Source organism: Microcoleus sp. PH2017_28_MFU_U_A (assembly GCF_020738035.1).
Taxonomy (GTDB): Bacteria; Cyanobacteriota; Cyanobacteriia; order Cyanobacteriales; family Microcoleaceae; genus Microcoleus.
The window spans coordinates 1-18938 of sequence record NZ_JAEQCX010000117.1 but is presented as its reverse complement, the minus strand read 5'-3'; the positions used below and the strand labels follow the sequence as shown (position 1 = coordinate 18938).

8 protein-coding genes and 1 pseudogene are annotated in these 18938 nt (G+C 46.3%); 4 read left to right on the top strand and 5 right to left on the bottom strand.

Annotated elements, in window-relative coordinates:
- Positions 1-29: 29 nt before the first annotated feature.
- Positions 30-413 (bottom strand): annotated as a pseudogene (gene tnpA / locus JGK14_RS26975) (IS200/IS605 family transposase); the annotation flags it as partial.
- Positions 414-483: 70 nt separating this feature from the next.
- On the opposite strand from tnpA, the gene JGK14_RS26970 reads away from it, so the two are divergent.
- The 3 genes from JGK14_RS26970 (at position 484) to JGK14_RS26960 (ending at position 10226) form a co-directional block, all read left to right on the top strand.
- Entirely contained in the window at positions 484-1638 is a 1155-nt protein-coding gene (locus JGK14_RS26970; protein WP_293183043.1) for an RNA-guided endonuclease InsQ/TnpB family protein, read from the top strand.
- A 115-nt stretch (positions 1639-1753) separates the two neighbouring features.
- Entirely contained in the window at positions 1754-8896 is a 7143-nt protein-coding gene (locus JGK14_RS26965) for a two-partner secretion domain-containing protein (RefSeq protein ID WP_325315696.1), read from the top strand.
- Positions 8897-9110: 214 nt separating this feature from the next.
- Positions 9111-10226: a CHAT domain-containing protein gene (locus JGK14_RS26960; protein ID WP_325315698.1), complete on the top strand. Its 1116-nt coding sequence runs from the start codon at positions 9111-9113 to the stop codon at positions 10224-10226.
- 462 nt (positions 10227-10688) lie between these two features.
- Here the strand turns inward: JGK14_RS26960 and JGK14_RS26955 are convergent, their stop codons facing one another.
- The 4 genes from JGK14_RS26955 to JGK14_RS26940 all read right to left on the bottom strand — a co-directional run bounded on the left by JGK14_RS26955 (position 10689) and on the right by JGK14_RS26940 (position 16494).
- Complete coding sequence (locus JGK14_RS26955; RefSeq protein WP_293190627.1) at positions 10689-11117, bottom strand: hypothetical protein; 429 nt, start codon at positions 11115-11117, stop codon at positions 10689-10691.
- A gap of 410 nt (positions 11118-11527) precedes the next feature.
- Positions 11528-13798, bottom strand: coding sequence for an NAD-dependent DNA ligase LigA (gene ligA, locus JGK14_RS26950; protein ID WP_325315695.1), 2271 nt, complete (start codon positions 13796-13798; stop codon positions 11528-11530).
- 351 nt (positions 13799-14149) lie between these two features.
- Entirely contained in the window at positions 14150-15214 is a 1065-nt protein-coding gene (locus tag JGK14_RS26945; protein ID WP_293183051.1) for a vWA domain-containing protein, read from the bottom strand.
- A 293-nt stretch (positions 15215-15507) separates the two neighbouring features.
- Entirely contained in the window at positions 15508-16494 is a 987-nt protein-coding gene (locus tag JGK14_RS26940) for an Npun_R2479 family HD domain-containing metalloprotein (RefSeq protein ID WP_293204729.1), read from the bottom strand.
- A gap of 412 nt (positions 16495-16906) precedes the next feature.
- Between JGK14_RS26940 and JGK14_RS26935 the strand changes: the two genes are divergently transcribed.
- A complete protein-coding gene (locus JGK14_RS26935) occupies positions 16907-18664 on the top strand; it encodes an alpha/beta hydrolase (RefSeq protein WP_293216180.1) in 1758 nt (585 codons plus the stop codon).
- The last annotated feature ends 274 nt before the right edge of the window (positions 18665-18938 follow it).

Sequence of the window (18938 nt, the reverse complement as noted above, 5' to 3'; positions counted from 1 at the left end):
CAAAAAATTGGGATACAAGCCCCGTCCTTCTAGGACGGCTTTTCTTGATTTCTAATATATTCCTTTAAGACTTCTAGAGGCGCGCCCCCTACAGAAACCGCAAAATAGCTAGGACTCCATAAAGCTTCTTTGTGAGGTTTTTTGTATCCAGCCTGTCCGTAGCGACGGCTAGAAACTCCTTTCAAAGCATTCACTATTTGAGAGATAGAAAGTTTAGGCGGATACTCAATCAGCGCATGAATGTGATTACCTTCACCATTAAACTCCAGAACCTGAAAATTCATTTTTTCAGCAACCTCTCGAAACGTTTTTTCAATCAAATCAAGACTTTCGCCCGTAAATACAGGCCGACGGTACTTTGTCACGCAGACCAAGTGCATTTTAATTTCTGTAACAGAATGCCGTTCTCGGCGGTAAGTAAATAGTTGTCATTGCCTGTAGACCAATATATAATCAAATAATAGACCAATTTTAACACAACCCGTGAAAGCAAGATTTCGTTACAGATTTTACCCAACCGACCAACAACAGCAGAGCCTAGCTCGGTTGTTTGGCTGCGTCCGGGTAGTCTGGAACGATGCGCTCGCACTTTGCAAACAGTCAGACAAAAAACCAAGTTCGGCAGATTTGCAAAAAATCGTCATAACTGGGGCTAAAAATACTGAAGAAAGGGCTTGGCTGGGAGACGTGTCGTGCGTCCCGCTGCAACAATCAGTTGCCGACCTGGATATTGCTTTTAAGAACTTTTTCAACTCCTGCAAGGGAAAGAGAAAAGGTCGTAAAGTCGGATATCCTAAGTTCAAAAAAAGAACCAGCAGTCAATCGGCGCGTTTTAGAGTTGGAGGATTTTCAATCAAAGGTGATGGAGTTTATCTAGCCAAGATTGGAATTGTCAATCCGATTTGGTCGAGGGCGTTACCATCTGAACCTAGTTCCGTCACGGTAATCAAGGATTGTGCAAATCGTTATTTGCTGAGCTTTGTAATAGAAATTCAACCCATTTCATCTGAGGCTAAAAACCCCAGCATCGGAATCGATTTAGGAATCAAAACCTTTGCGGTGATGAGCAACGGCGAGAAAGCCGAAAGCCCTAGCTATAAAAAACTAGACCGCAAAGTTCGCAAATTGCAACGCAAGTTAGCCCGTCAGCCCAAAGATTCCAAGAGAAGGAATGTAACTCGCATTAGAATCGCCAAGCTGCACAATAAAATTGCCGATACTCGCAAAGATTTCTTACACAAGTTTTCAACCAAAGTAATCAACGAAAACCAAGTGATTGTTTTGGAAGATTTAAATGTGTCTGGCATGGTAAAGAATCGCAAACTCTCAAGAGCAATTAGCCAACAAGGATGGTATGAATTCCGAACTTTGTGCGAGGCTAAATCAGAGAAGTTTGGCAGAGAGTTCAAGGTCATCAGTCGATGGGAACCTACCAGTCAGGTTTGTTCAGACTGCGGTTTTAAGTGGGGGCAAATCGATTTGTCTATTCGCTCAGTGCTTTGTTTGAATTGCGGTACTGAGCAAGATAGAGATGAAAACGCCGCTAAGAATATTGAGAAAGTCGGGATGGGGAATCGCCACGACTCTAAACGGGCGCAGAGGGACTGTCAGACTACTTCGGTAGCTTTTCCCCGATGAAGCGTCAAGAATCACCGTTGCTTCAGCACGGTGAGTATTTCAAATGAGGAACTTTGAGGAGTAAGACTAAGGATAGATAAATACATCGCACTTTTAGCACAAATCTTTAAACACAATGGCAGCCAACAAACTACATTTGCTCGGATGGTTATTCATAGTTGGCTGGCTCAATGCAGCGGCTGGTTCCGCTTCCGCGCAACCCATCACCCCAGCAGCAGACGGCACGAACACAGTCGTGACACCCAATGGCGATCGCTACGACATTACCGGGGGGTCATTGGGCGGAGATAAAGCTAACCTGTTTCACAGTTTTACTCAGTTTGGTCTCAGTTCCGGTCAAACGGCAAACTTTTTAACCAATCCCAACATTCAAAATATTTTAGGAAGAATTAACGGGGGAAATCCTTCTCTAATCAACGGCTTAATTCAAGTGACAGGTGGCAATTCTAACCTGTTTTTGATGAATCCGTCGGGGATAATTTTTGGGCAGAATGCCCTGCTCAACGTACCTGGTTCTTTTAACGCCACGGCGGCCACAGGTATCGGTTTTGGGAACAATCAGTGGTTTAGTGCGATCGGCAATAACAACTGGGCAAGCTTAATCGGGAATCCGAACAGTTTCGCATTTACCAGTCCGCAAGCAGGAAGCATTGTAAATGCAGGGAATTTGACGGTGGCGCCCGGTCAAAGTTTAAGTTTAATCGGTGGTACGGTAGTCAATACCGGTCAGTTAACTGCGCCGTCTGGCAATATTACCGTGATGGCCGTACCCGGTCAAAATTTGGTACGGATCGCTCAAACCGGAAATTTGCTGAGTCTGGAAATTCAGCCGACAGCTAGCCAAAGTTCCTTGCCGAATAATTTCGCGCAGCCAGTGCTATCTTTGCCGCAGTTGCTGACTGGAAAAAGCCAGGAACAAGCAACGAATTTGACGGTAAATGCCAATGGGGATGTGGTGCTGGCGGGGAATGTGGCTGTGCCTGTTGTGCCTGGAACTGCGATCGCCAGCGGCAGTATCAACGTCTCGGGTAATACTGGGGGTAATGTTAGCATATTGGGCGATCGTGTAGGTGCGATCGCGGCTAACATCGATGCTTCGGGTATTAACGGCGGTGGGAATGTACTGATTGGGGGAGATTTTCAGGGTTTGGGGACTGTACCGAATGCTTTGCGGACATTTGTGAGTGCAGATTCGACGATTAATGTGGATGCGATTAGCAACGGGAATGGCGGGCGAGCGATCGTTTGGGCTGATGAAACTACTCGGTTTAATGGCAATATTACTGCCCGAGGTGGCTTGTTGTCGGGGAATGGCGGGTTTGTGGAGGTGTCGGGAAAACAATTTTTAGACTTCCGAGGCAATGTTAATACTCTGGCTGCTAACGGTAATCCTGGATTATTGTTGCTCGATCCCACAAATATTACGATTCAAAATGGCGCGGGAACTTTTACTGCACTAACTCAGGTAGATCAATTTGCCGATCCTGACATTGGGGGAAATACGATTGATGCTGCTCTAATTAATAGTGCTGCGACTAATGTGATTTTGCAAGCTACCAATGATATTACTTTTAATGCTCCGGTCAATATAGCTACTCCGGGAGTTGGATTGACGGCTTTAGCTAATAACAACATTGATGTCAAGGCTAATATTACAACTAAAGCAGGTAACGTTACTCTGAATGCTGATGCCGACAATCTCAATGGTGGTAGTCTCACCATTGGCAATGTGACGATCAATACAAATGGTGGGAATTTTACAGGTATTGGTCGCGCGAATGTTGCCACTACACCAGGAATTAATGTTGGTGGAAAAATCAATGCTAATGGTGGAAACATTGACCTCAATGGTAGTGCAGGAAACACAGCAAACAACACTGGTCTTGAGATATTTACTGGCACGTTAACAACAACTGGAACAGGAAAAATTACCCTCAATGGGACTAGCGGTAGTAGTCTCAATAGTGACGGGATAGTTTTGCGTAGCTCTACGATAACTTCAGTCGATGGTGATATTACTTTCACTGGTATTGGCAGCGGATCTGCTAAATACGGCATCCGGTTAGTGAATAACGACTTGGTGGAATCAACGGGGACGGGAAAAGTCAACCTGACGGGTACGGGTGGTAATGGGATAGGTAGCACTGGAGGGATATTTATTGCTAACAATGGCTTACCAGTTCGATCGAAGGTTCTATCGAAGGATGGAGATATTACCCTGACTGGAACAGGTTCGGGGAGCGGGGATAACAACACGGGCATTGCGATTTTAGGGTTGGTGGAATCCACAGGCATTGGGAAAGTGACTCTAAACGGTGTTGCCAGTGATGGGAATGGGAATAACAATAATGAAGGGATATTGATTTCTTTTCCTGCTCAAGTTCGATCGACGAACACTGGGGATATCACGTTTACTGGAACAGGCAAGGGAAGCGGGGATAACAACACCGGCATTCTGATTCAAGGGTTGGTGGAATCCACAGGCACCGGGAAAGTGACTCTAAACGGTGTTGGCGGTGATGGGAAGGGGAATAATAATCAAGGGATAAATATTGATGCTCCGGCTCAAGTTGGATCGACCAAAAGTGGGGATATCACGTTTACTGGAACAGGTAAGGGAAGCGGGAAGGACAACATCGGCATTGCAATTTTAGGGTTGGTGGAATCCAAAGGCACCGGCGGAAATGTTACTTTGACAGGCGATCGAATTCAACTGTTAGCCCCATCTGAAGTCAAGGGTGCTGGTACAATTCGGTTGCAACCTCTGACGCCGAGTTTAGGTATTACTGTTGGCGGCACCGATCTCGATGATCCTAATGTTTTGCAGCTCAGGAATGCTGAACTTGCACGGTTCAAGGGGTTTAATGAAATGGTAATCGGACGGGCTGACGGGAAGGGGACGATCGCCATTAACCCCGCTGGTGTTACTTTCCCTTACTCGACAACTTTGCAATCTCCAAGCGGAGGCGCGATCGCAGTCAATGGCCCAATTACTACTCAAGACAAGAGTATCTCGTTTGTCGGCAAAGTTTCCCTCGGTAATGATGTCACTCTCAACACTAAAAACCTCAGCGGTGGGAATATTACCTTTGGCGGCACTGTTGACGGCAACAATAAATTAAATATTACTGCTGGAACTGGTACTGTCAATTTTAACGGGCCTGTCGGTGACACTAATCCCTTGGCTGCACTTGGGGTAAATCCAGAAGCCAATATTACCAGCACTGGCGCTATAAGTATCAAAACAACTGGCGATATTGCCACGGCCAATATTACTACTAAGAATCCCGGAGGGGCGATCGCGCTTACGAGCAATAAGGGCAATATTACAACATCAGGATCAGTTAACACGAGTGCTTCGGGGGGAGATATCACTCTGAAAGCTTCTAAGAATGTTAATGTGGCTCAAATAAATTCCGGCACGGGAAATATTTCGTTAATTGGGAAAGAAGCTAACTTTGGTGGGGCTGCTAATTCTGTTCAAGGTACGGGTACTTTTTCTCTGCAACCGTTTGATGCAAGCGGTAATATTCAGTTCATAAATGGATTAGCTAATCCTGTCGATCCGAATACTATTTATGTGGGACAGCAGTTTCAAGATGCCCTGCAAGATGGATTTAAGTCGATCGCGATCGGCAGAACAGACGGCACTGGTACAATTACCTTTGACAGACCTCACAGTTTCCAAGATCCGGTGACTGTTAAATCTCCCGGCGGTGCGATCGTTATCAATCAACCACTCACCGGAAAAGATAATGCCTCGATCGTTTTTGACGGCAAGACAACACTCAACGCAGGCGTTAGCACCATCAAGCAAGATATCACTTTCCAAAGTCCTGTACTCGTCCAAGATAATGCTTCTGTCAACACAGGTGCAGGTGCAAATATTCTGTTCAACAACACCGTCAAGGGCGCACTGACAGGAACCAAAGACCTAAGTTTAACGGCAGGTACGGGAAATATTATATTCACCGGTGCAGTTGGGGATAAAAGTGCGATCGGCAATCTTAAAGTTAACTCTCAAGGAACAATTCTATTCAATGAAACAGTCAATGCTGCAAGTTTGACTACAGATACTGGCGGTACAACTATACTCAATGGTAATGTGACAACCACCGGCAGTCAAACCTATCAAAATACAGTTACAATCACCAAAATAAATCCAACTCTCACAGCAGGTAACGGTATTACTTTCAAGAATATTGTTAACCTTAGTAACAGTGGCAGCGATTTTACTGTGGATGGGGGTACTGGTGATGTTACGTTCAGTAGTGCAGTTGGAAATCTAAGTGCGATCGGCAATCTTAAAGTTAACTCTCAAGGAATAACTGCATTTAATAAAACAGTCAATGCCGCAAGTTTGATTACAGATGGTGGTGGCACAACTACACTCAATGGCGATGTCACTACCACCGGCCCTCAAACCTATGGAGATGCTGTCACGACTGCCAAGAATCTCACTCTCTCAGGCACAGGCATTACTTTCAATAATACTGTTAAGTCTAATAACATCAGCGATTTGACTGTGGATGGGACTACTGGTGATGTTACATTTAAGGATGCAGTTGGGGATAAAAGTGCGATCGGCAATTTAACAACTCTATCTCAAGGAACAACTGCATTTAATAAAACAGTCAATGCCGCAAGTTTGACTGCTGGTGGTGGCGGCACAACTCAACTGAAGGGAGATGTGACGACAACCGGCTCTCAAACCTACACAGATGCAGTTACAATCGCCAACAATCCGATTCTCAAAGCAGGTAGCGACGTTACTTTCAACAATACAGTTGACGGTAGCGGGGATTTGAAAGTCAATGCGGGTAGTGGTAATATTACATTCAACGGTGCAGTTGGAAGTCCAAAGGATCTCGGCAATTTAACAACTAACTCTACAGGAACAACCGCATTTAATCAAACGATCAATGCAGCGAGTTTGACTACAGATGCAGGCGGGACAACTCAGGTAAAGGGAAATGTCACGACAACCGGCAATCAAACTTACGGAGATGCAGTGACATTAAATGCTGCTGTAACTTTTACACTAGGAAATGCAACTATTGCTTTCGATTCGAGTTTGTCGGCAGGAAGTAACCCGCTGACTTTAAAAGCAGGTGAAATTAATTTTGCTGGGCCAGTTTCTGGTACTGGTGCGCTCACACTGCAACCGGCAACAGCAGGACAAAATATTGTGGTTGGAGGAACTGATAACACTACTCCCGCTTTAGATTTGACTCCATCGGAAATTAAGTTGATTCAAAAGGGATTTAGCTCGATCGCGATCGGGCGATCGGATGGCAGTGGCAATATTACTATTCCTAGCGATCGCACTTTTTCCGATCCAGTCACGATTCAAACGGGAACTGGTACGATCGCACTTAACGCCAATATTACCGGCAAAGACAACAGCAGTCTTACTCTTAACGGCAAAGTCCAACTCGGCAGTGATGTCATTCTCAGTAGTGACACAGGTAATGTTAGTGTCGCAGGTGCGATCGATGGATCTCGGCGCTTGAACATCAATGCTACTAAAGGTAATGTGCTGCTGCAAGGAGATATCGGAAAAACAACGCCACTGACAGGTTTGAATGTGACTGCCTTAAATACTAAGTTGGGTGGCAATGTTACCACGAATAACGGCAATATCAATATTGATGGTGCGATCGGGCTGACGAATGATGCTGTATTGAGCACGGCTGGGGGGAATATTGCGTTTGGAAGTGCGATCGACAGTATAGATGCGGCCCGGAACCTAACTCTGGACTCTGGTAGTGGCAGCATCACTTTCAATGGATCGGTGGGCGCCAGCAGCAAATTAGGAAATATTCTGATTAAAAATGCTGGCGATGTCACAGCCAATTCGACAATTAATGCAGCACAAGTGACAGCACAAAACACGAAAACATTCAACTTATTGGGAGATGTAACCGCAGGCAAAGTTAATATTACTTCCAACGGCGATATCACGGTTAAAAATATTACTACTAATGGTGGAGAAATTTTCTTCAAAAGCGGTAACGTTTTCACAGCAGGTAATTTGAATACATCGGGAAGTACGAGCGAGAATATCAACGTTAATATTACTGCCACTGGCGATATCAGCGTTAAAAACGTTACTACTAATGGTGGAGAAATTTTCTTCAAAAGCGGTAACGTTTTCACAGCAGGTAATTTGAATACATCGGGAAGTACGGGCGGGAACATCACTGTTAAGGCGATAACTTCAATTACAGCAGGACAAATTAACTCCAGCGGTACAGCCGGAAATGGTGGCAATGTGTTCCTAGATCCGATCGGCGATATTCAAGTCGGTTTCATCAATGCCCAAGGCGGTACTAACGGCAAGGGCGGCAATGTTACAGCCGTCGCGGGAAATTTTTTCCGAGCTACAGGCTCTTTCCCAACAACTTTTTCGCCGACAGGATTTGCTAGTATTTCCACTGCTGGTGGCACCGATGGAGGAAATATTTCAATTGCCCACACTGGAGGAGATGGAGGGGGAGTGATTCAACCGTTTGTCGTGGGAAATGCAACTATAAATGGTACGGCGGCTGCAATTACAACTGGGCCATCTAGCATTACATCGCAGTCGTTTCCTCGTACAGCTAGTGGTGTGCCTAGTATTGTATTTCCTACTGATGATGGGATCGATCCAACTCCAACTCCAACTCCGATTCCAACTCCAAATCCAACTCCCACTCCGATCGCAACTCCAACTCCAAATCCAACTCCCACTCCGGTTGTGGTTCAAACTCCGAGTCCAACTCCCACTCCGATCGCAATTCAAACTCCGAGTCCAACTCCCACTCCGATCGCAATTCAAAACTCCGAGTCCAACTCCCACTCCGATCGCAATTCAAACTCCGAGTCCAACTCCCACTCCGATCGCAATTCAAACTCCGAGTCCAACTCCCACTCCGATTGTGGTTCCGACTCCGATCGCAATTCCGACTCCGATTGTGGTTCCGACTCCGATCGCAATTCCCACTCCGATCGCAATTCCGACTCCCATAGCAATTCCAACTCCCATAGCAATTCCGACTCCCATAGCAATTCCGACTCCCATAGCAATTCCGACTCCCATAGCAATTCCAACTCCGATCGCGCCTATCGCCACACCAGCAGCATCCGCCACGCCCGCACCTATCGCCTCAACCTCCGATCCAGAAGACGTTCCAAGTCGCCGTCGAATTCCACCGTTAGACACTCCCGGCCCTGCTGCGGGTCAAATTTTAACACTGGATTCAAGTATCACCAGTAAGTTACCCCCCAGCCAATCGCCAGTAGTGCCCCGCCGCGAAACACCGCCAGCAGTCAACCCTACTCCTAATTTAGTGCTGGGATATGTTCCGCCTCCCGATCGACTTTTTGAAGGTAACGACATAGAAAAAACAGTCTGGGGAATCGAACAAATCAGGAATCAAGAATTTGGAGAATACCTAGGCGTCAAAGCCAACCTTCCCAACCAAAAAGTGATGATGGCGCAATTCCAACAAACATTAAGAAATATCGAACAGGAAACTCACAAGCGGTCTGGAATCATCTATATAATCTCGCGAGTCGATCGACTGGAACTAATTTTAGTTCCTCCCGTAGGGCGGCCGATTCACTACAGCGTCCCCGAAGCCAATAGAAAAGCTCTCGATCCCATAGTTAAGGAATTCCGCGAACAAATCATCAATCCCGCAAAAATCGGTACTAGCAGTTATCTTCCCTCCGCCCAGCAACTGTATCAATGGGCGATCGCACCTCTAGAAAAAGACTTGCAAAACTTAGGAATTGACACCTTGTTGCTGTCAGTCGATCCCGGATTGCGGAGTGTGCCCTTTGCCGCTTTGCACGACGGTAAAGGCTTCTTGATTCAAAAATACAGTTTCAGCCTAATTCCGAGTTTTAGCTTGACTAATCGCGAATATAAGACAGTTAGAGACGCCACAGTGCTAGCAATGGGACGGTCAGAATTTGTCGATAACAAGCCTTTGCCCAGTGTGCCGATCGAATTAGAAGCGATTTCTGCCCAGTGGCGCGGGCAATCTTTCCTCAATTCGAGTTTCACTATAGACAATCTCAACTCGCAACACGCCAACAAAGGATTTCGGATTGTTCACCTAGCAACCCATGCTAACTTCACCTCGGGACAACCGAGCAATTCTTACATTCAACTCTGGAATTACAAATTGCAGCTCAATGACATGGAGAGTTTAAATTGGCGCAATCCGCAGGTAGACTTGTTAGTGTTGAGTGCTTGTAGAACTGCTTTGGGCGATCGGGAAGCAGAGTTAGGTTTTGGAGGTTTAGCAGTCAAATCCGGCGCCAAATCTGCCTTAGGGAGTTTGTGGTATGTTGATGACGGAGGCACTTTGGGACTAATGAGCGAATTTTACCACCAGCTTCGAGGAGGCAAAACTAAGGCAGAAACTCTGCAACTTACTCAACAGGCGATGATTGCTCGTCAAGTTCGGATTGAAAATCGGCAATTAGTGACAACAGCGGGCAACTTAAATTTACCGAATAACATACAACAACAAACCCAAGATTTTTCTCATCCTTACTACTGGAGCAGTTTCACCCTCATCGGAAATCCTTGGTAAGAAGAGTTGACAGTTGACAGTTGACAGTTGACAGTTGACAGTTGACAGAAGGAAGAATTCAAGGGTAGGGTGCGTCAGGAAAGGTAATTTTAAATCATTACCCCTAATCTAATTCTGACGCACCATTTATGCTTGGCATCGGCATCATATTTTCGGCAAAGCTAATCAAAAGTTCTCTCAAACTAGCAAAGGAAGAAGGAAGAAAGAACAATTCAAGGGTAGGGTGCGTCAGGAAAGGTAATTTTTAATTATCACCCCTCATCTCATTCTGACGCACCATTTATTGGAAGTATCTCAGTTTTGCATTTAATAGTGCGAGCGTCCCCGCTCGCGAGCGATGCAAGACTCGCGAGCGGGGACGCTCGCACTACAATAAAAAATGCTTTTTGAAAAAATGAGATCCTCCCTCATTTATGCTTGGCATCGGCATCATATTTTTAGGATGGCAAAGCTAGTCAAAAATTATCTAAAATCAGCAGAAGCTCTGGGCCCAAGCTGTCTCGGATTTGGTGCCGCAGTTCCGTAATTGACGCGACAACCGATGTTTAACAAACTAGAACTGCATTCGAGAGGGACAATTTGCTGGTCGAGGAGGGCGCTGCAACTGACATACTCGTCGTTATTAGTATCTCTTACCATACATTCGATCGCCCTAGCGCCCGATCGAGCCGCCCAACTGTTCATACCTACAACTGCAATCATGTGCTGCCAGAAAAACGACAACACTAAGACTCCCAATAGTACAGCCACTCCCAATCCTGCTTTCACCTTCCAACTGCTCAGGATGTTTCCCACGCTACTTTTTACGTTTTCAGTCCAAGAAATAGAGCTTTCGGAACTTGTTTCTGGAGCCGACAAATTTGTTTGTGTTTGTTCTGGGGTTTCCGACATCACGTATCTCCTCTGATTGCTGGAACTTTGTTCGGTTGGCAGTTACGCGCGATCGCAAATCCCAACTATATCAAATTTTAGCAAAACTAGCCTGTGCCGACAACCGATTCGGGCGCCCAGGCGAGAGAAGTATGTATATTGACGAAGTGCGATCCTCTTTTGCAAGCTTCGCTAACGCAATTTCTATGCCTTTTGAGGTATTGCACAATTTGCGATCGGCTATTTTGCGCCTGCCGCAAAACAGGTTCGTAGTGAGGACTTCAGTCCTTATCAAAATCAGAGGAATGAAGTCCGAATATCAAACACAAAACAGGTTCGTAGTGAGGACTTTAGTCCTCATGAATTTAGAGGACTTCATTCCTGACTACAAACATTGCTGATGGCTACACCTTACGAACAATTATCAATTTTCAAGTTGCCAAAAGTTCCAATAACTCAGCCTCCGACAGTAGCTTAACTCCCAAAGATTGAGCCTTTTCCAACTTAGAGCCAGCATCTTCACCTACAACCACATAATCGGTTTTAGCACTGACAGAACCTGTGACTTTTCCTCCAGCTTTGACAATCAAATCCTTAGCTTCATCTCGTTTCAGAGTCGGCAAAGTTCCGGTAAGTACAAATGTTTTACCTGCAAATTGTAAATTTTGAGCTGCCGAGTTCTGAGTTTTCATTTCTGAATGCAATTGCAATCCCGCAGTTTGCAACCGTGCAATTAAACTTTGATTTGCCGGAACTCGAAACCACTGATAAACAGCTTGTGCAATTTCCGGGCCGATGCCGTAAACTCCCTCAATTCCTGCCGCCGATACCGCTGCTAACTCTTCCACATTGGCAAACCTTTCTGTCAGCAATTGAGCGTTGACACTACCGACATGGCGGATGCCCAGGCCGTAAAGTACCCGCGCATAAGGTTGATTTTTCGATCGGGCGATCGCACTTACCAACTTTTCTGCTAACTTTTTACCCATGCGTTCCAAACCCATCAACCTGTCAGCAGTCAAATCAAACAAATCCGCCGCCGACTGCACCAGATTGCTATCCACCATCTGCTGCACCAACTTTTCCCCAACACCGTTAATATCCAGAGCATCCCGGCTGCAAAAATGAATCAGGGAACCCCTCAAAATCGCCGGACAAGACGTGTTGATGCAGCGAGTCACGGCCTCCCCCTTTTCGCGAACCACAGGCTGCGTGCATTCGGGACAGCAGCTAGGCATTTGAAAAAGTTGAGCATTTGGGGGACGAAGTTCTGCTAAAACTCGGACAACTTCTGGTATAATTTCCCCAGCTTTTCTGACAATTACAGTATCGCCGATATGGAGATTGAGATCGGAAAGTCGATCGCTATTGTGGAGAGAAGCCCGCGAAACCGTCGTTCCAGCCAACTGCACCGGTTTGAGTTCCGCTACGGGAGTCAGCGCGCCGGTTCTCCCGACTTGTACAGTTATTGCTTCTACAATTGTAGGGACTTCGGCAGCCGGATACTTAAGTGCGATCGCCCAACGCGGAAACCTCTGAGTAAAACCCAATTGTTTTTGCAGCCAAACCGAATTAATCTTAACAACAACCCCATCAGTCATGTAAGGTAAATTTCGCCGTTCAGTATCCCAATATTCGTAATACTCCCGCACCTCATCCAACGAAGAGCAAATTTTCCGATTGGGATTCACCTTAAACCCCATCCTTCGCAACAATTCCAAAGATTCCCCTTGCGTCTTTTCCTCATTACCCTCATCTAAATGTAGAGTATAAGCAAAAAAATCCAACCGTCGCTTATCTACAATCTTAGAATCCAACTGTCGCAGCGTACCCGCCGCAGCATTGCGAGGATTAGCAAACAATTGTTCCCCCGCTTTTTCCCGTTCCCGATTAATATCCTCAAACACAGCCAAAGACAAAAAAGCCTCTCCCCGCACTTCCACCACAGGCGGCGGATTATCTAAATTAAGTTTGAGAGGAATCGAGCGAATAGTCTTAACATTTTGAGTAATATCCTCTCCCGCAATCCCATCTCCCCGCGTTGCACCCCGAACTAAAACCCCATTTTCATAGGTTAACGCTAAAGCAGAACCATCAATTTTTAACTCACAAACATAGGAAACCCCCCCCAACCCCCCCTTGCTAAGGGGGGGAGTAATTTCCTGGTAGGAACCCCCCCCCAGCCCCCCCTTGCTAAGGGGGGGAGTAATTTCCCTGTTTTCGTCATTGCTAGGTAGATGTGCAATTCCATCTTGTCCCCCCCCTTGATAAGGGGGGGTTAGGGGGGGTGCATTTCCCCCTTGATAAGGGTGGGTTAGGGGCGGTGAAATGCCATCCTCGGAAGGTAAAATCATATCTTGTCCCCCCCCTTGATAAGGGGGGGTTAGGGGGGGTGCAATTCGCTGCCAGCGTTCCTGCCATTTGGTCAATTCCTCAAAATTAAAAGCATTTTCCAAACTGTAGAGAGGAATATTGTGCTTGACGCTAAAAAATTGAGTAGCCGGCTTTTCTCCCACGCGCTGAGTCGGACTTTCCGCAGCAATCAACTCAGGATAATCTGATTCTAACTCTTGCAACTCTCGGTAAAGGCGATCGTACACCTCATCTGCCATCATCGGCGCATCAAGAACATAATAAGCATAGCTAGCTTCCTGTAGCTGCTGCCTCAATTGTTTAACTCGCTGCTGAATTTCTGGTTGCATATTAATTTAAAAGTGTATATTGTCTAACCGCAGATACTAGAATATAGCGGTTCTCAAAAAGATCGGGTACGTAGTTGGGCTTTAGCCCTCCTAGTTTAGTAGTTATATTAAACTGTCAGTCATACCTCATCTTTTTGAGAAAGGCTACAAACACAAACCATAGAAATTTTAGCATTATCTGCGCTGCTCTGCGGGGTGCATCTGTTTTTGGTAAATATGTTTGTAGGGGCGAAGCATGACCGTAGTCAATATGGGATTATAACTAATAACTTATATGCGGTCATGCTTCTTCAGGCTTCAAAAGTGAGATGCACCCTACTCTGCGGTTGTAGTTAGGACATTTAAAATCGATTAACGATCCCAATCTTCAACTTCATAAAGGAAACGAGTTCCCCCCATCAGCTTGCGATTAGCCGAGGTACTTTGCACAAAAACCGCATACTTTTCTAGATTGCTCGGCTTGATGCGAACTGTCTCCCCCATTGGCAAACCCAACATTTCTCGGGCCGCTTCTCCTTCAAATAAATCCCCTGTCGAACGTTCCATCAGCACAATTTCTTTCTTACCTTGGATAGTTTCTGTTTTGGTAAATTCATAAAACCCGCGCCCGGTTTTAAAAGCCAAACCATTTTCCAGAACAAAAGCTTTAATAGAAATCTCGTTGTCTACTTCGAGAATCTGAAATCTCCCCGGTTTGACAGCGCGCAATTCTACTGACTCATAAACAGCAGTCCCTTCCCGCTTCATCATGGTATCAAACATCTTGTTTAAGCCGCGACTCATGCGACCTTGACTGACAACTTCTTGTTCGTAAGCTTGTAGTTGTTCGTCAGATGATTGTTGGTAACAAACTGCTAAAAAGAAATCTGTGATGTAGGAAAATTGGTCGAGATTGAGGTGAAAACCGCCAGATTTTTCCGCTAGTTCTTTGTAGAATAAAGTAGCATGGGGACGGTTGAGAGCTTGGATGCCGTAAACGGCAATTCCCATCTGTGCTAACTTATCTACTTCTTGACGCCAGTTAAGTTTTTGGGGAGTTTGAGCGGGTGCGTGGGGGATATCGTCGCCAATTAGTACGAATGTTTTGGAATTAGTGGGAGTCCAGGAAAGTGATTGAGCTTCGTGCAAGACTAATTCATAACATTCTGGAGCATCGCCGCCGCCAGTAGGTTCGACATTTTCCACAAAATTGCAAATCTTGCCGACATCGCCAGACAAATCGAGGTGTTTAGTCACGTAGGTGCTGCCAGCATCGCAATAGTCGCCGTGAGCAATAATGCCAATGCGAATGCCAGGAATTTCATCAAGCAATCTTGTTACCGTCTCTTTGATTTTCCGACGAACTTGCGTCAAGCAAGGGTACATACTGCCAGTTGTATCAAAGCTAAAAACGACTTCAATGTTGTTGGTTGCCATGACCTGAATTTCCCTAAGGGACAACGATTTCTTACTCTTATTATAGCTCAATACATTTTACTTAAGATTGTCTTAAAAGAGCAAGGAAGCAGATGAGGTACGTTGTTGGGCTTCAGCCCTCTTTCCGAATATTATAAAGAGGGCTAAAGCCCAACAACGTACCTAATTTGTATTACGAATCTAGTAAACAGTATTTATTGTAGCTCAAACAAAAAGGAGCCAGCAAGTAGAAAATCTTAAAACTTTCTAATGATGACTCGCGTCGATAAATCATGAATTATGCGAAAACACTCTCACAAATTCAGGTCGGAAAAATCGCTAAACTTCTTGTTGTTATCTCCACCGGACATGGAAGGTTGAAGATTATCACTATTTTTTTCAACCTTCGAGTTGCCGTTGGCGCAGGACTTGAGCGAATCTTGAGAGTTCGGCTTGGTGAAAGCAAGCGGTTCAGCGTGTTCTACTTGAAACACGTTAGCGTATAGGTTGGCAATAATCTGTTTGCCACCCTGGGTCAATTCCAAGTAGTTCAAAGCTGCTGGAATGTATGGGAAAACTCCGTTCCAATAAAACTTGGCGTAATTTTGGCGCAAATCTCCCGGGGATTTGTAGCCCAAGATTTTATTAGTGCCGACTTCCTCAAATTCGTAGAATAGGGCGCTGATTTTGCGGAGGTAATTTGGGTCACTCAACTGACCGATTAAATCGGCGGCCCTGGCGAGCCCAGAATAGTTGTTTCTGTCTTGATGGGTTTCGCTAGCAGGAACTGGGAAGCGTGTCAACTCAATATTGCGCTTGATTTGTTCGGCATCAATTAATGTGTGGCCGCCGAAGCGTTCGTCTATTACGAGTTTTCCTCGATCGACATGATAAGGAGTTAGACTAGCAGAAGTGGCGCCGATCGCCACAGAAACCATGCCTCCATCAATACCAGTAGCATAGAGTCCCACAGATTCTTGGTCTTGGCGGCAAACACCTTTCACGTAGCCGATATCGTGGCACAGCAGCGAGATCAGGTAGTGTAGCCAATCTTCCGGCGACACACCCCCTTCGCGAATATGCTTGCCGCGAAGAATCTCTTGTCCCACCAAGGCCACGAGCATTGTGTGTTCCACATTGTGGTAAAGAGCATCGCAGTTAGCGATGTTTTCGAGAGCCATAGTCCCCGCCCAGGCGATAATTTCAGGGTAGTCAGGCTTGTACTTGCCGTAGGTGCGGCGGTAGCCGGCCTGTAGCTCTTGCACAAAAGCGTCAATCAGGATGGCAGTTGCATTGAACATGATAAATTCTCTCACTCAGGCTATAGTTGCAAACTCGATCGCAAATATCTGGGATAGCTGAAACAATAATCAATGGGCATTAGAATAGGTTTGACCCCTCGCCCAAAGACGGATACAAGCGTCGGCTTAAGTCCTAGATGCTACCCAAATTTTAGACCCAAGTTTCAGCTTCCAGATTCATCTGCCGAGTAAATCTCAAATCTCAACTCTCAACTCTCAAATCCAATCACCCCTCGGCGTTGAATTTTAAAGTTCAGCTAGTCTTGTTAGGTCAGAAAAATGCTCTTTTGGATATACTTCCCACGATAACCTAATTTCCCCAGTAAAAGATCGATTTTTTGTTATTAAATATTAGTGAAACAATTTACATCGTTTCACCGACTAATTATTAGGAGTCCTAGGTGTTAAAGTTATGAACTGTCTGTTTCCGAGTATCTCTACTGCGGCAATTCGCGCTCGGCGGTCGATCGCCCCAAAATACCTAGGATTGTTTGCATTCACGGCTGTTTGCACTGCTGCACCGGCCTTGGGAGCAGAACGAATCTATATAACTTACGGGCCGCTAGAAGTATCAGTGCCGATCGAATCGCTGACACTCTTCGCCAAAGAAGGCAAAATAGACTCAAACTTGGACGGCTTCGCTCAGTACGCCAAAAAATCACAGCTAGCGGAGATTCGCAACGGCCTGCAAGCGAAAGCAGAAATCAGCCACGTGACGATCGCCCAATTCCTCTACACGCCTCAAGGAGAATTGCTGCTGGAACGCTTGGGGCGAGTAATTCAAACCAAAGCTCGGCAGCCCGGATTTTATGCCATCCGAGCGGCCCTAATTTTAGCAGCCTCAGATCCAGAAGGCATGACAATTCTCAACGTGCTGCGGAAATTCCCCACTTACGGCATCAGGATTGACATTGCGCGCGGCTTGGGTATCGCCAACGAGCTGACATCGCTGATCAACCGTTCCAATCGGACGATCGCCGGAGTCGCCAAGTTGTCGGAAACACAAGCAGCCGAGGAGTCTGGGATACCGCCTGCCGAAATGCTACAGATCCAGGAAAAGGGCCCCTATAATTGGAAAAAATCATCGGTAACTCTGACGAGTCCAAATCGCGATCGTACCTTTGATATCGACATTTACCTGCCGCTCAAAAGTCCGCAACCGGCTCCAGTCGTAGTAATTTCTCACGGTTTAGGTTCCGATCGCATTTCCTACGAGTATTTAGCCAAACACCTAGCCTCCTACGGCTTTGCCGTCGCCGTCCCCGAACACCCCGGCAGCAACGCCCAACAAATCCAAGACCTAGTAACAGGCAGAGCCAGCGAAGTAGCAGAACCAGCAGAATTTGTCAACCGCCCCCTAGACATCAAAGACCTGCTCGATTATTTAACCCAACTTTCGACAACCAATCCGGCCTACCGAGGACAGCTAGACTTGCAGCGAGTCGGCGTCATCGGCCAATCTTTCGGAGGCTATACGGCTTTAACATTAGCGGGAGCCGAGATTAACTTTGCACAGCTAGACAAAGACTGCAAGCTGGAAAATGAAACTTGGAACCTCTCGCTGCTGTTGCAGTGCCGCGCCCGCAGCCTCGATCGCAACCAGTACAATTTCGGCGATCCGCGCGTCAAAGCTGCGATCGCCATCAACCCGATCGTCAGCAGCATTTTAGGAGAAACAAACCTCAGCAAAATCCAAATCCCAGTCATGGTAATCGCAGGCACCGCCGATACCGTCGCCCCCGCTTTGCTCGAACAAATTCAACCCTTCACATGGCTGACATCGCCGAACAAATATCTGGTGCTGATGAACAACGGGACTCACTTTTCCACGATCGACCAATCCCCTCAAAGCGTCTTTTTGCCACCAGCACAGGCGATCGGGCCCGAACCCGCCTTAGCCCGCCGCTACCTCAACGGACTCAGCCTAGCGTTCATGGAAAGCTATTTGAACAACAAATCAAAGTTCCGCCCGTATTTAGAGCCAAACTACGCCCTGGGCATCTCCCGAAATACTTTGGGACTGAGAATTTTGCGATCGCTCACCCCCCAGCAACTGCAACAGTTCAGCAGTGCTCCACCTCCTCGCAGCCCTGCACCTGCACCTGCGATCGCTCCAGTTGCTCCACCTTCTCCAGTTGCTCCACCTCGGGTAGCTCCTGTTCCCCGTTAGGGTTAAGTGCGATCGAAGCGACGCAATCTTTTCGCCTCTTTATCGTTTCATCAGCTTTCCTGATGACTCTCATCAGTTAAGCTGTTGTTACACCCCTTTACAAACCGAAATAAAAGGTTTATATTTATTTACATGGCGGAACACAAAGCCGTCACGAACATTGAAAACCAAATACAGCAATCATAAAACCATGACAGCAACCTTACAGCAGCGCGAAAGCGCCAACCTGTGGTCGCAGTTTTGCAACTGGGTCACCAGCACCGACAACCGCATT